We start from the raw sequence: 19,773 nt of genomic DNA on the forward strand, positions 1-19,773 counted from the left end.
GATTTAATTGGCAAAAAAGAAAGGCTCTGTTTTTTACAAATGTTCTGCGTGCGGTTATTCACAGCCGGGATGGTTAGGACGCTGCCCTGAATGCGGTGAATGGAATACCCTTGAAGAATGTATTGTTGACCCCAATGCTGCCGGTACTGCTGTTCATGACAAAGATTCTGCGGTAAAGGCAAAACCTGTTCCTATGGGAAAAATACAGATTCAGGATGACGGAAGAATTTCTACTGGAAATGCAGAATTTGACAGGGTACTTGGAGGCGGTGCTACAAAACGGAGTGCTGTTCTTATAGGAGGTGAACCCGGAATAGGCAAGTCAACGCTTCTTTTGCAGACTGCCGCCGGAATTGAGACTAAAGGACGCATTCTTTATGTGTCTGGAGAAGAGTCTGCTTCCCAAATTAAGGGACGGGCTGTAAGACTAGGGCTGCAGGTTGATTCCGTGGAAATTTTATGCACGATGCGGCTTGAAGATATTCTTGATGCCCTTGACCAGATTAATCCTTCTGTTGTTATCGTTGATTCCATTCAGACTGTTTATTCTGTACAGGCCGGTATTGTTCCGGGTACTGTAAGCCAGCTTAAGTACTGCTCGAACGAACTTATCGGCTGGGTAAAGGAAAGGGACAGCGTGCTTTTTATGACGGCACATGTTACCAAAGACGGACAGATTTCGGGTCCCAAAAGTCTTGAGCATATGGTAGACACCGTGATTTCTTTTGAACGCAGTGGTGATGAATTCAGATTTTTGCGGGCGCAGAAAAACAGATTCGGGTCGGTGGATGAACTTGGTATTTTTGAGATGGACAGTGACGGTCTCAAATGTGTTGCAGACCCGAGCGCGCTCTTCATTACACGTCGTGAAGGCGGGATTCCGGCAGGAGTAGCATGCGTTCCGGTTTTTGAAGGAAGCCGCGTATTTATCGTAGAAATTCAAGCTCTTACTGTTCCCGCCAAATCTTCTTTGAACCGCGTGTACAGTGAAAAAATAGACAGCGCGCGTGTCAGCAGAGTGGCAGCGGTTCTGGAAAAACGGGCCGGTATGAAGTTTTCGGACCAGGACATTTACATCAATGTTGCGGGAGGAGTACGGCTTACCGAAAGTGCAATTGATGCAGCGCTGGCAGCCGCACTGTATTCCGCAAGGACAGATCTGCCGCTTCCTGAAAAAACGCTGGTTGTAGGAGAGCTGAGCCTTGCAGGAGAGATTCGCCCTGTTACAAAGCTACGCCAGCGTGTAAAGACAGCTGCAGAACTTGGGTTTGACAGAATTATAGCCCCGGAAAAAGAGCTGGGTTCAGTCCGTGCAGAAAATATCAAAGCCCTCGTTAAGCTTTTGTTTGCCAAGGGCTCATGAGTTTATTTTGTAAAAACAGCAAAAATTTTGTCAAAGAAAGATGATATTACTGCGACAAAACTTGCTCCGGCTGCAAAAGTTCCCACAGAACTTCCTAAAGAAGACAGAATAAACACCAGCAGCACACGGAGTATTCTGTTGCGGTAAAAGCCTTTTACCGAAGTGGCATCTTCCTGAAGAAGTTCCATGTCCGAGACTTTGGGTTTGCATACTACTGCCTGAACAATGCCCGAAACGATTCCGATTCCTATAAACGGACACAAGGACGTAAGCGGTGCACCCACAAAAGACACAAGTACTGTAAGAGGATGTCCTCCGGCTGCAACAGCTCCTATGGCTGCAAGAATTCCGTTCCACAGTACCCACGAACCGAACATTTTCATGCCGGCCTGTCTTCCGCCGAATACAAAGCCGCAGACTATAAGCGCAACAATGAGCACGGGAATTATCCACGATGCTATTTTTGAACCGAGTTTTTTTTGCGGAACAGTTTCTATGGCCGAACAGTCTGCACTTTCACTTCCGGCGGCCAGTTTCTGAAGATGAGCCTGTACTCCGCCAAGATGCCCTGCGCCCAATACTGCAAGCACGGTTGTTCCGGGTGAAGTCCATATTTTTGATGCAAGGTATTTGTCGCGCTCGTCAATAAGCACTTCTTTTACTGCAGGAAGATAGTCTGACAGGTCGCGCATCATTGTGTCCATTTCGCTGGTCTGCTTGAGTTTTTCTATTTCGCCGGGTGAAACTTCTTCTTTGGAAAAAGCGCTTGCAATAAGCATTGAAAGAAGCTTGCTCTTTCCCCAGAAGGAATTTTTTACCCAGGCGCGTCTTAACGTCACTGCAATCGGGCGGTCAACCATCGTAAGTGGAATTCCCATACTGCGTGAAGTTTCTATTGCAGCAAGCATTTCGTCACCGGGTTTTACTCCTGCATTCTCTCCCATGCGCTTCTGGTAGCCTGCAAGAACAATATTTGCGAGCATAAGAAAGCCCATTTTGTTTTTGAGGACTTTTATAATGTCCATCTTGCGCCAGGATTCGGGGTCTTCGAGATTTTTGAGGCGGTTTTCGTCCAATTCCACGGCTACCGAGTCGGGCTTTATGTCAGTAACGGCTTTTTTTACTTCTTCTATACTTTCTGAAGAAACATGCGCCGTTCCAACAAGAATTATTTTCTTTTCACCGAATTCGAGGTGCTTTTGAGTTGCTGTATCTGCGGAATTATTCTGTTCCATTTTCTTTTATGCTCCATTCCGCCAGTCTATACTCAAAAAACATAGGGGAATTCATTTCTACGACTTTTGTATAATATTCTTTGGCGGCTTCTTTTCCTCCAAACATATCATAAAAAAGCCCCAGATAGAAGTACATTTTGCCGCGCAGGTTTCTGTTCTTGAGGGCTGCAATTCTTTGCGGAAGGGGCATTTCACCGGCTTTGTCATGATAAACACGCAGCATTGTGTATTCAATTGTATTTCTGTCCATTACACGCAGGGCCTGGTTGCTGAAATTGCGTGCCTCAATGTCGTTTCCTTCCATATAATAGCAGTACGTAACCATAAGAGGATAAGACACGTTGGCAGGATTTTTCTTATAGCATTCCTCGAAGGAAGCGCGGGCAGTACTCCACTGTTTTTCATGCAGGGCAAGAACGCCAAGACTTTCGTGTGCAAAATAGTATTCCGGGTTCAGTTCCACAACTTTTTTGTAGTCGGCAAGTGCCTGCGGGAACATATTGCGCTCGTCATAAAGTCCCGCGCGGTATGCGTATGCCAGAAAATAGCCACTTTCTATCTGAATTGCTTGTGTCCAGGCTTCTTCGGCTGCATCGTAGTGGCCAAGATAGCGTTCGTACATTCCGTAATCCATGAAGTAATCGTACTGGGTCGGATCTTTTTCTATTGCAGTTTTTGCATAGTCAGACGCAATTTTGTATTCATTGTTTGCAGCTGCAATTTTACCAAGATAAAGATATGCGGGTGCGTAATCAGGATTTTTTTCCAGAAGCTTTTCGAGGGATTTTTTTGCAGAATCGTCATTTTCGAGATAGTATTCTGTCTGGCCCAACCCGAACAGTGCGTCTTCGTTGTCTGAATCTCTGGCGAGCGCACGGTTGTAATAGGTTTTGGCAAGTTTGTAATTGCGCTTCATAAATGCATCTCCGGCAAGCTCGACATTGGCTCCGGGATTGAATTTGTCCTTTGCGATAATGGCGGCTATTTTGCGGCTGCGCTCGGCGGAATTTCCGGTTTTTTTGGCAATTACGGCAGACAGTTCCATAACGTCGGTGTTGGAAGGGTCAATTGCAGAAAGTTCGTCGCACAAAGCCTTTGACTCTGGAATTCTGCCGGCACTAAAGTAAACGGATGCCTTTAAAAACAGAAGATCGTAATCAGAAGCAAATTCTTGTGGAAGGGTGTCGTAAAGTGCAAGGGCTGCATCAAAATCGTTTTTTTCAAGACAGGAACTCAGTGATTCAAGAAAGTCCATCTTTGTAAATGTCTTTTTTTTACTGACGGCGGGTTTTTCTTTTACTGCCGGAACTTCTGCTTCTTTTGAAGGCTGTTCTGCAAACTGTTCTTCCTGCACTTTGCCTGTTGTAGCACAGGAAAATATAAGTGCACATGCTGCTACGGCACAAATCATTTTTACGGCACGCAATGCCGGTTTTTCCAATCTTTTCATAATTCCCCACAAAAACAGGCGCGTATTATTGCATTTTGTATCTTTAGAATATAGAATAAACAAAATGCGTAAACATCCTGTAAGAAAGTTTTTAGGACTCACAGTCCTTTATGCCGCTATTATTGTCGGCATTTTTGTACTTCAGTTTAAGAGTGAATCAATAATTTCAAAAGCAATAGGTCCTCTGCACATTTCAATTGCACAGACGGAATCAGATACCAATGTAACTGAACTCAAAAACCAGTTCAAGGTTACATTCAAAGGCATTTCTTTTTCTGCAGATGACGAAAATCCTGTTGTAGCAAAGACAGATGAAAATTCCGCAGGTGAAAAGCTTGTTCTGAAGTCCTTTGACGAAACTTCACTTTCTGCCTCCTTTACCTTTAACGACGGAACTGTTCTTACTTTTCACACATCAAAAGCTGATTCTGACGGGGAACTTTCTGTTTCTGCAAGAATTTCTGATAAGTTTAGCTCGATTGAGGTTCCGTACAAACTTTCAGGAAACCTGACTTCGGAAAAACTTTCAAAAAGCCATGCACTTCTTACTGCAAAGAAAGGATTTTTTATGCTGACTGCACACGATATTCTTGACAATACTGTTCAGTTTACAAAAAAAGACTCTGTGGCCATGTTTGTTACCTACGACCCGTCAAAGAGATTCTCTTATTCTACTGTAGTCGGTCTTGAAGGAACAAGCCGCGCTTCATTTGATGCAGAAGCCAGGCGTGCCCGCGACAAATTCCTGTCTGAAACAGAGGCAATTCTTAAGACTTCGGCGGCGGACAGTCTGTCTGAAAGTGCAGTTACCGCTTATGTTGCAGAAATGGCTTCACGCGACAGGTACAACGAGGCGATTGATTCTGTTCCAGAGTCGCTCAGAAGAGAAAACCACAGAACTTATGTTTCGGCGCCTTTCTTTAACACACTTGCAGTAATGAACAGAAGCCTTGTTGTTCAGACTGAACAATATTCTTCCATGACGGCAAGTGCTGTTACGTCAAAAAACCTTGATATTTTCAATATAGACGGAATTTCTGACTTTATTATACGCGAAAAGAAAAAGTCCAGAATCACAAACCTTCTTTCTTTCCCGGCACAGATGGCAGACTTTAAGCCGACTGTTGTTCAGGCTGCGGGAATTCTTAACGTTTACGCTGATTTGTATAAAAACGATGCTTCTGTTGCGTCCCTTCTTGAGCCGGTTCTTGCAAAATGCCTTGATTCAATTGCGCAAGCCTGTTCACTTGAAAACGATGCCGTTAAGATCAACAACAACGGTGCGGCACTGTCGGTAAGGCAGACTATAGAAGTCGGAAATGCTCTTGCAAAATACGGAGACGTTTCTTCAAAGAATGAATATGCGCAGACAGGCTACCTTATTATGAACAAGGCACTTGCTGCAGGACTCAATGTAGAAACGGCGGCTTCTGTTTACCATATTCTTGCAGAATCCAATTTCTATTACCCGCACACGCAGATTCTGGGTTATTACGGGAATACTGCAGTCTGGGCATGGACATGTGCAAGAAATATTTCTTACAGAATCGATGCTGAAAATATCGTAAATATTGACATTGACTTTCCACAGGGACTTACGAACCACATTATTTTTAACGGAGTTCCGACTTTCCACGGAAAGATTGAAATTCAGGGCCAGATGTTCAGAACAGACCCGCGATTTGAAACATACAATTCTTCGGGTTACGTTTACCAGACAAGCACGCAGTCACTTCTTCTGAAATCACGCCACAAGTCGTCAAAAGAGACGGTGCGCCTTTTCTGCGACCCGACGGATTCTTTTTCTAATTGATTCCCTTATCTGAGCTGAAGGGTTTCGCCTGAAGTTTCCATAAGTTCTGAAAACTCTTCGCGGGTGTCTGCCACAAGACTTGCAGCAAAATAAAGGGCTGTGACAGATTCTGTGGTAAGCGCACCCATAGGAACAGCACCTTCCCTCCATACCTGCGCTCCTGTTGCATACTCGCTGAAGTCAAGACGGCGTTCCTGCTGGGATGTACAGTAGAAGGAACATCCGCATTTCTTTCCTTTTATAAGAAGATATTTAAGCGAATAGTCCGTACTTCTCATGTTTCCTGTTCCGCTGGCGTAAAGTTCCATAATTACACCGCTGATTTTCTGTGATTCTGCTGCCCCGGAAAACATTTCTTCAAGGCGGCTTGCTTTCATTCCCGGGTAAAGGCGCACGATTTCGAGCGAAGACGCTGCTTCGTTAAGAATTGCAGACATGGCTTCTTTTTCGGGAAGGCTTACTGACAGAAACTGGTGGCTGAGCGGCTCGTCTGAAGTAAATATCGGTTGGGGAAGGTTCCAGTTTTCGAAAGGACGGCCTTTTTTTCCAAGAAATTTGAGGTTAAGCGGGGAATAGATTTTACCGCCGCAGACTACATAAACACCGTTCTTTTTTTCACGCGCAGTTTTGACTGCAAGATTTACGTTTATCTTTGCCTCATCACTTTCTGACGGAAGAGTTTCTGAGGTTGTTATTACAAGCGGCACCTTTGATGCCCCGAACAACCAGAACAAAAGGGCTGCAGTATAGGACAGTGTGTCTGTTCCGTGTGTGACTACTATTCCGTTTGCCGTACCTGATTCAATCTTTTCATGTATGGCCGCTATGAGTCTTGCCCAGTCTGCAGGTTCTGTTTCTTCACTGAGCATTGCACCTACGGAAGATATCTGTACCGGAAAGCTGTTGTTTTTTTCATCAAAAAGAGTGCGTATTTCTTCGGAGTTTCCTGCTTCTACAGAACCGTCGGGTCTTTTTCTTGCGCTTATTGCGCCGCCCATGGCAAGTACATAGATTACGTTTATGTCAAGAATTGACTTTATCATAGCCTTTACAGTCTGTGCGTCTGCTCTGCCGTATGTTTCTTTCATTACGCAGCCAGTAAGATATTCAAGGGGAGGCATCTGCCCCTGTCTGAGCGCTACCACACTTTTTTCGTTTTCTGAAAGGACTTTTTTTACAACAGGTTTGAGTTCTTTTTCTGAAAGGAGCGTCATTCCATCGCGTTCGGCTGCTTCAAGCGGATCTTCCCCTGTTTCAAACACATCTTTGAGAAGTTTTTTTGCCATTCCGCTGTTTATGCGGCCACTTTCGAACATTTTTATTACGTCGGCGAATTTTTGCGGCGTAAGTGCGCAGGTTTTTATTGAACGACGGCTCCTGTTAAGAAGGCGCATCAGTTCACCGGCCATCCAGTGGGCTATATTAAGCGGATCTGCACCGCAGGCGGCGGCCTGTTCGAAATAGTCTGCGCGGTCTTTTTCTGCACAGATGAACATGCTCCTTAAGCGTGAAAGTCCGTACTGTACCCGGAGCCTTTCGCGTCTTGCACCGGGAAGTTCTACATCAAGGGAGCCTGACTGGGAGCATGTTCCAGTGTGAACTTCGACAGACGGTTCTACAACGGCAAATCTTTCCATGCACGGCTGTCTTTCCTGAAAAGATTCTGTCGTTCCGCACTCTTCTATCCAGAGACGGCTCTCGCTTGCAACCGTGCCGCCGCCTGAAAGAATTTCCTCTTGCCGCGACAGTTCGCTGTTAATGGCCTTGCGTACAAAGTTGAAGGAATTGAGGTTGCGGAGTTTTACTGTATACGACGGTTTTTGGGGATATTCAGCCATTGAAACATAGGCATTGCATCTTACCGCGGCTTCGCTCAGTTCAGGATTGACCACCTTGAGGTATGCAAGCAGCGTGTAAAGTTCCTGAAGAAAAAGTTCGGCTTCTTCGCCAAGTTCAAAGGCACTACTGGTACGGATTCTTATGCTGGGACATCCTGCGTAGGTCCAGTCCATGCGCGGTTTTGCCCCGCCCACACGCGTCAGGTGCCCGCTGTCTTCTTCTACCCTTACTTCTTCTATTTTTATGTGCTTTGATTTCTGGTGGAACATTATGTCCAGACCGCCACCCTGAGCTGCCCTTACAGAAAATCCGGTAAAATTGCGGTCATCTGGCGGCTCCTGAATGTTTCCGAGAAGTCTTTCCAGTGTTGAACTGCCTGTCATTGTTCCGCCCAGAGCTTCTACCAGCGTGCGTACCCTATGAAGCGTTGACGGTTCTATTTTAACTGAATTTATTTTGGGGGCAGAGTTGTTTTTGCGCAGAAAATCTGCCTTTACCGACAAAATATCTTTTTTTGCGCTATCCTCTGTAGTTGAAATAAATACTCCGGGAACAGAAGACAGCAATACTCTTACTTCAAGGTAAATAAAAGACTGGAACATAACAACCTTTTCCTTAAAAATCTAAAAAAAGCTTGCGAAATTATACCGTTTTTTTTTATTTTATGATATAATATTAAGTTGTATAAAGAATTTTTTTTTACAAAAGTTTTTTCTCAGGAGCAAATGTGAACAAACGAGATTTCCCTAAAATCCATTTTTATGATCAGGATTTCGTAGATATTTATGACAAAACCTGGAACTGGCTAACCGACTACTGGATTGACCCTGTTTCGGGCGAGACTTCTCCTGACGGATATTTCATTTACCCTCTTAACGGAAAATTAGAGATGACCCAGACAGAAGCTATTTTCTCTTCGTTCTTTCTGGTCTATTCAAACAGGAATTATCCAGCCAACAAAAACATCGACTATTTTTACGCAAGGCAGGAAGAAAACGGCGCAATACGCTGCAAGTACGATGCCACTACAAACAAAGCGATTCCGGATCCAAAAAATCCTGAAGGTGTAGGTCTGCCTCTTTTTGCCTGGGCTGAATTCAACCTGTACCACAAAAGTGCAAACAAACGCAGAATACGTGAAGTAATGCCTGTCCTTCAGAAATACATGGACTGGATTGACAGAACATTCAAGCATCAGAACGGGCTTTATTCTGTTCCGGCAGAAGCTTCAAGCATGTTCAATTCACCGCGCAAGGGATGCTACTACCCGGTTGACTTCAACAGTTGCATGGCTATTAACGCAGCTCATATGTCGGCACTGGGAGATATTCTTAACGACAAGGATTTGAGTTTTCAGTACAAGAAAATGTACTTCAGCCTCAAGACAAGAATAAACAGCCTCATGTGGGACAATGAAACCGGCTTTTACCACGATTTGGACAAAAACGAAGCACGCCTTCCGCAGAAAACAATTGCAGGTTTCTGGCCTTTGCTCGCGGAACTTCCCAACGCAGACAGAGCTGATGTTCTTATTGCACACCTGAGCAATTCGCAGACTTTCGGAACAGATCATCCGTTCCCTACATTAAGCGCCGACAGTCCTGACTTCAAGGAAAGCGGTGAAGGCTTCAAGGGCTCGGTTCTTGCACCGTTTAACTTTATGGTAATCAAGGGGCTCGAAAAGTACCAGCGCTATGCCTTTGCAAGGGAATGTGCAATACGGCACCTCTATTATATTCTTGAGGCGCTGAGTCCTGTCGATTCCAAGCAGAAGGGTGACCTTTACGAAGCCTATCTTCCGTGCAAGGAAGGTCCGGCAGCCTGCAGAAGTGATTCCGAATTCCCCAAAAGAAGATACCTTCACTACACAGGTCTTTCTACAATTGCCCTTATGATAGAAAACGTAATTGGCCTTAACATAAGTCTTCCGCGCAAAACTGTTGACTGGGTTATTCCCAATCTTGAAATAATGGGAATAGAAAAACTGTCACTCAAGCGCAATCTTATTACAATTCTGAGCAACAAGAGCAACCGCGGCTGGGAAATCCAGATGGAAAGCGAAAAACTCTATTACTTTACTATCAATATTCTTGACCAGAAGAAAAAGACACTTCCGATTCCGTCGGGCAAGTGTTCAATGCTTATAGACAAACTTTAATTCGGGAGGCCAGATTGCAGACTCCGCAGGCAGTTATTGAAATCGGCTCCACAGGTATACGTCTGTTGGTTGCAGAACCTGTGGAAGAGCGCACGGCAGACTCGGAACAGCCAGTTCAGAAAAAGTACAATATTCTCGACAGAAGTGAGTTCCCGGTAAATCTGGGGCGCGATGTTTTTACTGCAGGCTCAATTACCCGCGAAACATTGTTGGCGTGTCTACAGATTCTGAACAGATTCGGCGAGCAGCTTAAGGGCTGGGGAATTTCCAGACAGGAAACCATTGTTATTGGAACAAGCGCGGTACGTGAAGCAAACAACCGCGACCCCTTTGTTGACCGCATTAAGGTAAAAACCGGTTTTACAGTTCATGTTACCGACGGAATTGAAGAAAACCGTCTCATGTACATTGCCGTCACAGAATGCCTTAAAGACGAAAGCGTAAGTGTAAGGCAGAGCGATTCCATTATTCTTGAAATTTCAGGCGGCGCTACCGAAATGATGCTTATGGAAAAAGGGCGCATGGTCGGTGCACACAGCATGAGGCTGGGTACTGTCATTATTGAACAGCAGATACGCGCAATGCTTGGAAACATTGACGACGCACACCGTTTTATTGGCGAATTCATCAGAAACACAAAAAATGCCCTTAATACAGAGATGAATCTGGACAAAGTGCAGCAGTTTATTGCCCTGGGAACAGACATGAAACTGGCCGCCATCTTTGCAGGAAAACCAATTTCTCCGTTCCTATGGGAAATACAGCGTTACGACTTTGAAGCGTTTGTTGACGAAGTGCAGCATTATACTACGGAAGAATGTATTGCCAAATTCAAGCTGAATTACAACGATGCGCAGACATTCCAGATTTCGCTTATTGCATACAAACTTTTTGTTTACCTTACGAATGTTACTTCGATTATTGTTCCGGAAACATCTATACGTGAAGGTATTCTTCTGAACAACGCGGAACTTTCTGACGGTGAACTGCGCGATGAGTTTACGCAGCAGATTCTTGCGAGCGCGACTTCACTTTTGAGAAAATACCAGGGAGACGAAGCCCACGCCGAGCATGTAAAAAGAACAAGCCTGCGCATATATGATGCCATGCAGGATGAACTTGGGCTTGACCCGCACGTACGCATGCTGCTTTCTGTAAGTGCAATTCTTCACGATATAGGAATGTTTATTCGTGCAGAAGACCACAATGTTCACAGCAAGTACATTATAAACCACAGCGAGATTTTCGGTCTGAGCAGGGATGACAAAGCGCTAGTTGCACTGATTACTAACTTTCACAAAGGGTCCAGAATGCCACAGGACGATCCTGAATTTAGGCTGCTTCCCAGAACAAGCCGCATGATTATCCTTAAACTAAGCGCTATTCTGAGAGTTGCCGACGCTCTGGACAGAACACACCAGCAGAAACTTATTGACTTTACCATAAACTTTGCGCACGACAGCCTCACGTTCCGCGTAAAGGGTCACACAAATCTGGCGCTCGAAAAACTTGCCGTTGCGCAAAAGAGCGACCTTTTTGAAAACGTATTCGGATACAAGATTGTTCTTGTCTGACTGCACATTTTTTGGAGAACACGATGGAAGGTGCAAAATATTTTAACAGGGAACTCAGCTGGATTGAATTCAATGCAAGAGTACTTCACGAGGCGACACGAAAGGATCTACCGCTTCTTGAAAGGCTTAAGTTTCTTGCGATTACAGCCAGCAATTTTGACGAATTTTTTCAGGTAAGAGTTGCTTCAATTAAACGGCAGTTCAAGGAAAATCCCTACAAAACAGACGCAAGCGGACTGACGCCTGCGGTTCTTCTTAAAAAAATTTCGGACAGATGCCACCAGATTACAAAACTTCTCTACGGAACACTTACAGGTGACGTTCTGCCGTCTCTTGCAGTACAAGGAATTTCCTATGTTCCGCCAAAGGATTATACAAGCGCGCAGAAATCTTTTACCGAAAGCATTTTTAAGCACGAGATTTTCCCGGTTTTGACTCCGCTCAGAACAGACGGCTCTTCTTTCCCGAATATTGGCAATCTGCGTCTTACTGCGGCTTTTCTTCTTGAGCCGATGAAGGGCGTGCACAGTCTTAAAACTGCAATCACGGCTGACGAAACAAATGATATTTTTGCCCTCGTACAGATTCCGGCGAATATTCCGCGCATTGTGTGGCTTCCGGGCAACAACGGAACAAAACAGTTTGCTGTTCTTGACGATATTGTTGCACTTTACGGAACGGAGCTTTTCCCAGGTTACCGTGTTAGCGAAACGATGCTGTTTAAAATTGCACGCGATGCAGACTTTGCTGTAGATGAAGATTCCGGCCCGAATTTTATTCAGGCTATGGAAGAAGTCCTGCAGAAGAGACAGTCTTCTTTTGCCGTGCGCATGATGTATACTTCCACGAGCCGCAAACTTCTTGAAATTATCAAATCAAAGCTTGCCCTTACCGACGACGATGTTTATGAAGTCAACGGTTTGATTGACCCGACTACTCTTCTGGATCTTCTTAACGTAGAAAATGCGCCCAAATTCCTTTACCCGGAATGGAAGAACTTTTACCCCGACGATCTTCCCGAAGAAGGCACTTACTGGAACACGCTCAGACAGCATGACGTTCTTCTTGATGTTCCTTACCAGAGTTATGATCCTGTTGTAAAATTCCTGCGTGATGCGGCAAAGGACGAGCAGGTTCTTGCAATAAAAATGACCCTCTACAGAACAGGAAGTTCGAGTCCGGTTGTACAGGCTCTTAAAGAAGCCGCGCAGAACGGAAAGCAGGTTACCGTTTTTGTTGAACTGAAGGCACGCTTTGATGAAAAACGCAATATTTCATGGGCAGAAGAGCTGGAAAAGGCAGGCGTTATCGTAATTTACGGAGTTGTAAACCTTAAGGTTCATGCAAAGATTTGTCTTGTCGTAAGGCGTGAAAGCGACGGAATGAGACGGTACGCGCACTTGAGCACGGGCAACTATAATCCGAAGACGGCGAAACTCTACCAGGATCTTTCTATTTTTACTTCGAACAACGAAATTGCAACTGACGCAACGCTTTTCTTCAATGTAATTTCGGGATACAGCGCCCTTCAGACAATGCACCATCTTTACATGGCACCGGTGTCGCTCAAGTCAAAGCTTCTGGAACTGATTGACCGCGAAGTAAAACAGAGTACGGCAGAAAATCCCGGGCACATTGTTGCAAAAATGAACAGCCTGTGTCATAAGGAAATAATTGACGCGCTTTACAGGGCAAGTCAGGCAGGAGTCAAAATTGAACTAAATATACGCGGAATCTGCACTCTTGTTCCGGGAGTGCCGGGGCTGAGCGAAAACATAAGCGTAGTAAGCGTAGTTGACCGCTATCTTGAACACAGCAGAATCTTTTACTTTCAGAACGGCGGGGCCGAAGAAATTTTTCTCAGCAGCGCAGACTGGATGGAACGCAATCTTGACCGCCGCATAGAACTTATGTTCCCGGTTACCGATGCAGAAGTATTCAAAACCGTGCGCGAAACTTTGGTCCTTTATTTCCAGGACAATACACACAGCCACACTCTGCAGAAAAACGGCAACTGGAAACCTAATGTACCAGAAAAAAATGAACAGGCTGTGCGGGTACAGGAAGTTCTTTACAAAAAATACAAAAAGCGGGATGACACAAAAAAGTCAGAACCAAAAGTTGAATTCGAAGTAAGGCGCAATGATTAAACCAATCTGAATTCAACTGAAATAAAATTGTGTAAAAGAAGGTAAATAAAAGGGGCTGCCTTACGGCAGCCCTTGTTTATTATATTCCATTGAAGTGAGTGGCTACTTTGTCCAGAACGTAATCGCGGAATTCTTTCAGTTCAAAAGTCTTCTGCTGCAGTCCTGAAGAGGCGCGGAATCTTACGCACACGGCGTTTTCATCACGCTCTTTTGCACCTACAACAAGAATATATGGTGTTTTGTGCTCGCTGGTAATCATCTTGATCTTGTTCTTCATGTTGGAATCATCAACATAAGCGTTTGCACGGATTTTTGCTGCCCTGAGAGTGTCGGCAACAGTCTGTGCATACTCATTGAACTCGGGACTTACAGGAACTACAGCAGCCTGTTCAAAGTGTAGCCAGGCCGGCATTGCTCCTGCATAGTTTTCTATAAGAATTCCAAGAAAGCGCTCCAAAGAACCCATTACTGCACGGTGAAGCATAACCGGATGATGTTTCTGGTTATCGCTTCCGATGTACTGTGCATCAAGGCGTTCTGCAGAAGGAAGCTGGTAGTCCAGCTGAATTGTTCCGCACTGCCACTGGCGGTCAAGGGCATCAACGAGGGTAAATTCAAGCTTTGGTCCATAGAATGCGCCTTCACCGGGCTGAATTTCGTATTCCATTCCGGCGGCTTTGCATGCGGCTGCAAGTGCACTTTCTGCATGCTGCCAGGTTGCAAGTTCACCAACGTGGTCTTCAGGCATTGTACTGAGCTTTACAAGAAGATTTTTATCAAATCCGAAGTCTTTGTAAACGTCAAGAAGCAGGTGGCAGAATTTTGTAACTTCGGCTTCAATCTGGTCTTCTGTACAGATAATATGTGCATCATCCTGAACAAAACCACGTACACGCATTATTCCGTGCAGGGTTCCGCTGGGCTCATTACGTACACAGTGTCCGAATTCTGCCAGGCGCAGAGGAAGATCTTTATACGAACGTGTTCTTGACTTGAAGATTTCGAGGGCGCCGGGACAGTTCATTGGCTTGATGGCAAAAATGCGTTTTTCGCTTTCTGTAATGAACATATTCTTCTGGTAGTGACCCCAGTGGCCCGAGCGTTCCCAAAGAGTGCGCGGCATTACGGCAGGTGTATTTACTTCCTGGTAACCGTCGCGTACAACCTTGTCACGCATGTAGTCCTGAAGGGTTACATACATTGACCATCCGTTGGGGTGCCAGAAAATCTGACCCGGATCTTCAGGATCAATGTGGAAGAGATCCAGCTGGGTTCCGAGCTTGCGGTGGTCACGGCGTTCTGCTTCTTCGAGTTTTGCAAGATAATCCTTAAGATCGTTGGGCTTTGCAAAACAGACGGCATAAAGTCTTGTAAGAACAGGGCGGTTAACGTCTCCTCTCCAGTAAGCGCCTGCCATTTTTGTAATTTTGAATGACTGGGCGTTTATTTCCTTTGTGCTGGCAACGTGCGGACCGCGACACAAGTCGGTGAATCCGTCCTGGGTATATGTAGTAATTTTTTCTGAGTCAGGAAGATCATTGATAAGTTCAACCTTGTAAGGCTGATCCTTAAAAAGCTCAAGCGCCTGCTCTTTTGTAACTTCATTTCTAACAAATTCAGAGTTTGAAGAAAGAATTTTGCGCATTTCCTTTTCTATGGCCGCAAAATCAGTTTCTGAAGCCTTATGGTCCGCCGGAAAATCAAAATCGTAATAAAAGCCATTGTCTATGGCCGGTCCAATTGCTATTTTTGTTCCGGGAAAAAGCCTGAGTACGGCTTCCGCCATTACATGCGCGCAACTGTGGCGCACGGTCTGCAAATTTTCATCAAGTGCCATTCTTCTATCCTTTGGATTAAATAAGTCCTTCCCTAGAGATTAATCTTTTTTTATGTTTATTTCAACAGGTAGAATTTTATGGTAGTATGTTATGCAGATTGGCGCGTTTTATGCCGATATTTATAAAGAATATTTGTTTTTTTTAACGCAAGGAAGGTACTACTTATGGAAGATTTCAATCAACAGATAATTCCGGCGGCTGCAGACAAGGAACGTTGGTTTGATACTACGGCGCTCCCTAAAATTCAGGAGGCTTACCGGCTTCACCTTTCATGTGTAAGGAATCTTTTTGACGCCCTCGTTAAGCGTTCGCTTATTACGCCCGACCCTTACAAAAATGACAAGAAAATTTCGGATATTACCCGCATAGAAGACACGGAATTCAATGATAATGAAAAATCCATTATTCTGGGAAAAAGACTGAGCGATTACGAAAGCCTGATTGACTTTGTATGCAACTACATGCGTTTTTCTATTTCGCAGCTGGGAATGGAAAAAATCCGCAAGCTTTTGGAATTGAACAATACCTTTGCATGGAACGCTTTGTCAGAAAATTCAGCCAAGCCGAATACAAAGGCACTTGCAGCAGTTCTTACTTCCTTAAAAACAGGTGCCACACCTCTTACGCTCAGCCTCATCAAAGACAGCGTTGCAAAAACAGTAACCGCTTTTTCTGAAATAAACGCTACTCTCAAACAGCTGACTGAATTCCAGAAAGAGCGCTACAAAATTGATGTACGCAAAAATGTACTTGGTTCCGAACAGTTCAATAAAGAAGCGGCCTATTCTTCGACAACTGCTTTTATCACCGAAACAAAGCGTCTCTTTGCATCGCTTATGCCCAAGCGTTCTTTTGTTGCCGACCTTATTGGGGAAATTGCAGCCGAAGAAACTGCGCCAGACAAAGAGGCTCGGCAGAAAAAACTTCTGGACATGATGACGGTTTCTGAAAACAAAGTTCAGAAAAAAGTAGAAAAGGTGAACACGCATGATATTCTTATGGAAGCCGTGCGCGTAATGGGTACACTTTCTGAAAGCTATGACCTTATTTTTGAAAAAATCTGCATTAATCACGATGTACTTGAAAGCGAACACAATACACTCGGTGACAAATTCATGCGGTTTATAAGGAAACTCTTTGGCATAGCTGAGCCTCCGGTAGACTACGAGGTAATTCTTACCGACAAAAAAACAGAAGCCAAGCGCGGGGAAGTAATCCACTTCAAGGAATTCAAGGAAAGTCTTATGAAGCGCGCCAGATATTATGCTTCTTTTTCTGTAAGGCATACCCCGGGGTTTAACAGAATAAGTTCCCAGCCTGATGAAACGATCCTGGACTTTCTTAACAAGCATATTATAGAAAACAACCATCTTCTTGCACTGCTGGGAGCGCTGGATGAATTTTTCAAGGATACCGTACACCAGAGCGACAGATCCAGAATAAAGGGAATTAAAATGGAACTTACGACGCTCAAAAATATTATGGTCAAGGTAAACCAGCACCGGGTTGAATATACTTCTTATATAGAAGAACAAAATCAGATGCGCAAACTGGGAATAATCGAAGGGGAATAAAATGGCTGTTACGAAATTTTTCAAAACCGCACTTTTGGTGTGTGTCACCGCTGCACTTTCTTCATTTTCATTTGCACAGGAGTCTGAATCTGAAGAAAACCCGCTTTACAGGAATTTTGTAATCATTGATATTCCGCACACTTACGATTTGAACCCGCATACAGCAGCCTATGTTTCTGAAGCACAGATTTTTACAGCACTTTACGAAGGACTTTTTTCTTACCATCCTGTAACGCTTGAGCCCATTCCCGCAATATGTGAGTCATACAAAATTTCGCGTGACAAAAAAAGATGGACTTTTACACTGCGCAAGGATGCAAAATTTAGCGACGGTATTGCCATAACCGCACAGACTTTCAGGGACTCGTGGATTAAACTTCTTTCAGAACATGGAGCCCCGTTCGCGTCTATGCTGGACTGCATTACGGGCGCAAAAGAATTCCGCATGGGAACAGGCACTGCAGAAGATGTGCGCATTGAAGTTAGGGATGACTTTACTCTTGTAGTGCGCCTTGACGAACCGGCAGCCCATCTTCCCAAACTTCTGTGTCACCACGCATTTGCTGCCGTAAGTCCAGACAAAGATGCATTCAGCGGTGCCTTTGCAATTTCTTCATACACGCCGGGAAATCTTGTTCTTGCAAAAAATGAAAACTACCATTCCGCCGGGGAAGTAAAAATTCCGGGAATTACAATTATCCAGAGCGATGACACGGCAGAAAACAGTTATCTTTTTAACACAGGACGCGCCGACTGGATTTCGGGAAACGCAGAAAGTGCTCAGATAATAAATCCGAATTCAATTCACGTATCTGCAGAATTCGGGACGACATATCTTTTCTTTAAAATAAAAAATTCACCATGGGACAAACCTGAATTCAGGAATGCACTTCTGGAAGCAATTCCGTATGACAAACTCAGGGCAAAGGCTTCTGTAAAAGCAACAACACTTGTCTACCCGCTTTCGGGCTATCCTGAAGTTAAAGGAATAGATGACTACGATCCTGTAGATGCAGCCGAGCTTATGAAAGATGCACGTGCAAAATACGGAATTGAGGCCGGTGAAAAAATACCGCTTATTTTTGCGATTACGCCCGATGACTATGTAAAAGAATGGGCCGAACTTCTTAAAGCTGCTTGGGAACCGCTCGGAGTGGAACTTACCGTGCAGACCACGTCTTTTGAACGCTACAATCCTTCTATTGCAACATGGAACGCAGATTTGTTTACTTATTCGTGGATTGGTGACTTTGCAGACCCGCTTGCCTTTCTGGAACTTTTCAGGGGAGACTCGACGCTTAACGTTGCAAATTATAAAAACCCTGACTATGACGCTCTTTTAAGTAAATCTGCCACTGCCGAAGACAGCACTGAACAATACAAATATCTTTCACGCGCGGAACAGCTTCTACTCGATGACGGAATGCTCATTCCTGTTTTACATGCAGTGAGTGTCCAGTACATTGATTTGAATTCCGTTGGCGGCTGGCAGACAAATGCCCTGGATCTTCACCCGCTCAAATACATCTACTTGAAGCAGGCCCAGACCAGACTACCCAATCTTGTAAGAAAATAATCTGTCCGGTGGGGCTGCCTGTTCAGTTTGAAGATGCGATTCCCGCCGAGTTTATAAGGTCCATTACTTCCGAAAGACCTACGCTTATAAAGCCTGCACGGCCTGTTTTAAAGAAACTGGTTTCTTCCCAGGCAACATAAAGCATGCCGTCTGCAACCGCAAATTCACCGTAGCAAAAACCGGCGGGCAGTTTTGGGAGCCTGAACGCGGCTTGCTGTGCAGCTGAATCTTTTTTTATGTAAACTGTTCCGTCAGAAAAAACAGCCGCAGTATATTGTTCCACAGGAATTCTGGCCGCCTTTGCGTTAAGTGTAATTCCGCCGCTGCCCTGCTGAAAGTAATTTACGGGCGAAGTTCCAGAGTTATCGCGCCAGGATACATAGAAAGAAAATTCTTCAGGTATCGGAGACAGTAGCTCTGCAAGGCCCGCCGGCGCGGCATCGAATAACAAAGGAAGGTTTATTTTTCTGTACTGTGCTTCTGTGCACGGAGAAAAAATGAAAGTTTCATAAGAGAGCGCCGGCGACAGTTCTGTAAGTGCGACTGGCGGCTCCCAGAAAAAATATGAAAAAGAAACCTTTCCGGCTTCCGTTTTTTTTACAGAACAACTCCATGTTGTTCCGTTCCAGAAGAATCCTGTTATCTGGTCGGCCGGCAACAGTCCAAGATTTTCGTAGGTCACAAGTGGAAAAAACATCCCCGATTCAGGATTGAACTCTACAAGAAAAGGTCTTGAAGCATTAGAAGAAGAAGCTGCCACTTCGTTAAAAAATGTACTCCGGTACAGGTTAAAGACGGGTTTTCCGGCGCTGAACACAAGTGAGCCGGCGCTGTATTCTGAAAAAAAGGAAACATCTTTATAAAGATGCGGGCCGTCACTTTCAAAAGAAAGAATTCCCAGTTTGTTTACAACGGCATAGGAGTGCGCCCCGGAGTTTTCGCTTACTGATGACGCTGCGCTCGAAATGCGTCTTGCTTCTGTCCACGGGCATTCTGCGGTTTTTGGTGCATTCTGCGGAAGATCTGTTTTTTCAAAACCGTCGGCTGTAAAATAATACCAGATATGGTTTTTTACAGAAAGCTTTGCAGGAGGCTGCTGTTCCGAACCTGATTTTTTTGAAGAACATGAAACAGCAGTCAGGGTAAATATAAAAACCGCAATAAATACAAAATAGGTTTTCTTGAACATGCGGTCATTATACA

At 44.7% G+C, this 19,773-nt stretch carries 12 protein-coding genes; 7 read left to right on the forward strand and 5 right to left on the reverse strand.

Annotation, left to right across the window (positions count from 1 at the left end; all coding sequences use genetic code 11):
* The first annotated feature begins 7 nt into the window (after nucleotides 1–7).
* Complete coding sequence (radA, locus tag IWA51_RS11915) at nucleotides 8–1,363, forward strand: DNA repair protein RadA (RefSeq protein ID WP_198442553.1); 1,356 nt, start codon at nucleotides 8–10, stop codon at nucleotides 1,361–1,363.
* A gap of 2 nt (nucleotides 1,364–1,365) precedes the next feature.
* On the opposite strand, the gene IWA51_RS11920 is transcribed toward radA, so the two are convergent.
* A complete protein-coding gene (locus IWA51_RS11920; RefSeq protein WP_198442554.1) occupies nucleotides 1,366–2,598 on the reverse strand; it encodes a TraB/GumN family protein in 1,233 nt (410 codons plus the stop codon).
* Nucleotides 2,585–4,048 (reverse strand): tetratricopeptide repeat protein, encoded by a 1,464-nt coding sequence (locus IWA51_RS11925; protein WP_198442555.1) that lies wholly within the window; start codon nucleotides 4,046–4,048, stop codon nucleotides 2,585–2,587. Before IWA51_RS11925 ends, IWA51_RS11920 begins: the two co-directional genes overlap by 14 nt.
* A 64-nt stretch (nucleotides 4,049–4,112) precedes the next feature.
* Between IWA51_RS11925 and IWA51_RS11930 the strand changes: the two genes are divergently transcribed.
* Nucleotides 4,113–5,861: a hypothetical protein gene (locus IWA51_RS11930; protein WP_198442556.1), complete on the forward strand. Its 1,749-nt coding sequence runs from the start codon at nucleotides 4,113–4,115 to the stop codon at nucleotides 5,859–5,861.
* Nucleotides 5,862–5,866: 5 nt separating this feature from the next.
* Here IWA51_RS11930 and IWA51_RS11935 read toward each other — a convergent pair whose 3' ends face one another.
* Nucleotides 5,867–8,302, reverse strand: coding sequence for an asparaginase domain-containing protein (locus tag IWA51_RS11935; protein ID WP_198442557.1), 2,436 nt, complete (start codon nucleotides 8,300–8,302; stop codon nucleotides 5,867–5,869).
* 125 nt (nucleotides 8,303–8,427) lie between these two features.
* Between IWA51_RS11935 and IWA51_RS11940 the strand changes: the two genes are divergently transcribed.
* The 3 genes from IWA51_RS11940 to ppk1 are packed head-to-tail and all read left to right on the forward strand — an operon-like array spanning nucleotide 8,428 to nucleotide 13,582.
* Complete coding sequence (locus IWA51_RS11940; protein WP_198442558.1) at nucleotides 8,428–9,858, forward strand: MGH1-like glycoside hydrolase domain-containing protein; 1,431 nt, start codon at nucleotides 8,428–8,430, stop codon at nucleotides 9,856–9,858.
* A gap of 14 nt (nucleotides 9,859–9,872) precedes the next feature.
* On the forward strand, nucleotides 9,873–11,432 hold the full coding sequence (locus tag IWA51_RS11945) for a Ppx/GppA phosphatase family protein (protein WP_177528803.1): 1,560 nt from the start codon (nucleotides 9,873–9,875) through the stop codon (nucleotides 11,430–11,432).
* Between the two features lie 23 nt (nucleotides 11,433–11,455).
* Nucleotides 11,456–13,582 (forward strand): polyphosphate kinase 1, encoded by a 2,127-nt coding sequence (gene ppk1 / locus IWA51_RS11950; RefSeq protein ID WP_177528804.1) that lies wholly within the window; start codon nucleotides 11,456–11,458, stop codon nucleotides 13,580–13,582.
* A 79-nt stretch (nucleotides 13,583–13,661) separates the two neighbouring features.
* Here ppk1 and thrS read toward each other — a convergent pair whose 3' ends face one another.
* Complete coding sequence (gene thrS, locus IWA51_RS11955) at nucleotides 13,662–15,419, reverse strand: threonine--tRNA ligase (RefSeq protein ID WP_177528805.1); 1,758 nt, start codon at nucleotides 15,417–15,419, stop codon at nucleotides 13,662–13,664.
* Nucleotides 15,420–15,584: 165 nt separating this feature from the next.
* Here thrS and IWA51_RS11960 point away from each other — a divergent pair, with 165 nt between their 5' ends.
* Together IWA51_RS11960 and IWA51_RS11965 are read left to right on the forward strand one after the other, a co-directional pair.
* A complete protein-coding gene (locus IWA51_RS11960; RefSeq protein ID WP_198442559.1) occupies nucleotides 15,585–16,994 on the forward strand; it encodes a TP0584 family protein in 1,410 nt (469 codons plus the stop codon).
* A gap of 1 nt (nucleotide 16,995) precedes the next feature.
* Nucleotides 16,996–18,570: a peptide ABC transporter substrate-binding protein gene (locus IWA51_RS11965; RefSeq protein WP_198442560.1), complete on the forward strand. Its 1,575-nt coding sequence runs from the start codon at nucleotides 16,996–16,998 to the stop codon at nucleotides 18,568–18,570.
* A 22-nt stretch (nucleotides 18,571–18,592) separates the two neighbouring features.
* On the opposite strand, the gene IWA51_RS11970 is transcribed toward IWA51_RS11965, so the two are convergent.
* A complete protein-coding gene (locus IWA51_RS11970) occupies nucleotides 18,593–19,759 on the reverse strand; it encodes a DUF8086 family protein (protein ID WP_198442561.1) in 1,167 nt (388 codons plus the stop codon).
* Nucleotides 19,760–19,773: the final 14 nt, after the last annotated feature.

Origin of the sequence: Treponema peruense, from assembly GCF_016117655.1 — a bacterium.
GTDB lineage: Bacteria > Spirochaetota > Spirochaetia > Treponematales > Treponemataceae > Treponema_D > Treponema_D peruense.

Excerpts from the sequence above, each read along its gene's own strand:
- IWA51_RS11935 (WP_198442557.1), bottom strand. The coding sequence starts at position 8,302 with ATGTTCCAGTCTTTTATTTACCTTGAAGTAAGAGTATTGCTGTCTTCT.
- IWA51_RS11960 (WP_198442559.1), top strand. The coding sequence starts at position 15,585 with ATGGAAGATTTCAATCAACAGATAATTCCGGCGGCTGCAGACAAGGAA.
- thrS (WP_177528805.1), bottom strand. The coding sequence starts at position 15,419 with ATGGCACTTGATGAAAATTTGCAGACCGTGCGCCACAGTTGCGCGCAT.
- IWA51_RS11925 (WP_198442555.1), bottom strand. The coding sequence starts at position 4,048 with ATGAAAAGATTGGAAAAACCGGCATTGCGTGCCGTAAAAATGATTTGT.
- IWA51_RS11930 (WP_198442556.1), top strand. The coding sequence starts at position 4,113 with ATGCGTAAACATCCTGTAAGAAAGTTTTTAGGACTCACAGTCCTTTAT.
- IWA51_RS11920 (WP_198442554.1), bottom strand. The coding sequence starts at position 2,598 with ATGGAACAGAATAATTCCGCAGATACAGCAACTCAAAAGCACCTCGAA.
- IWA51_RS11965 (WP_198442560.1), top strand. The coding sequence starts at position 16,996 with ATGGCTGTTACGAAATTTTTCAAAACCGCACTTTTGGTGTGTGTCACC.
- IWA51_RS11970 (WP_198442561.1), bottom strand. The coding sequence starts at position 19,759 with ATGTTCAAGAAAACCTATTTTGTATTTATTGCGGTTTTTATATTTACC.
- ppk1 (WP_177528804.1), top strand. The coding sequence starts at position 11,456 with ATGGAAGGTGCAAAATATTTTAACAGGGAACTCAGCTGGATTGAATTC.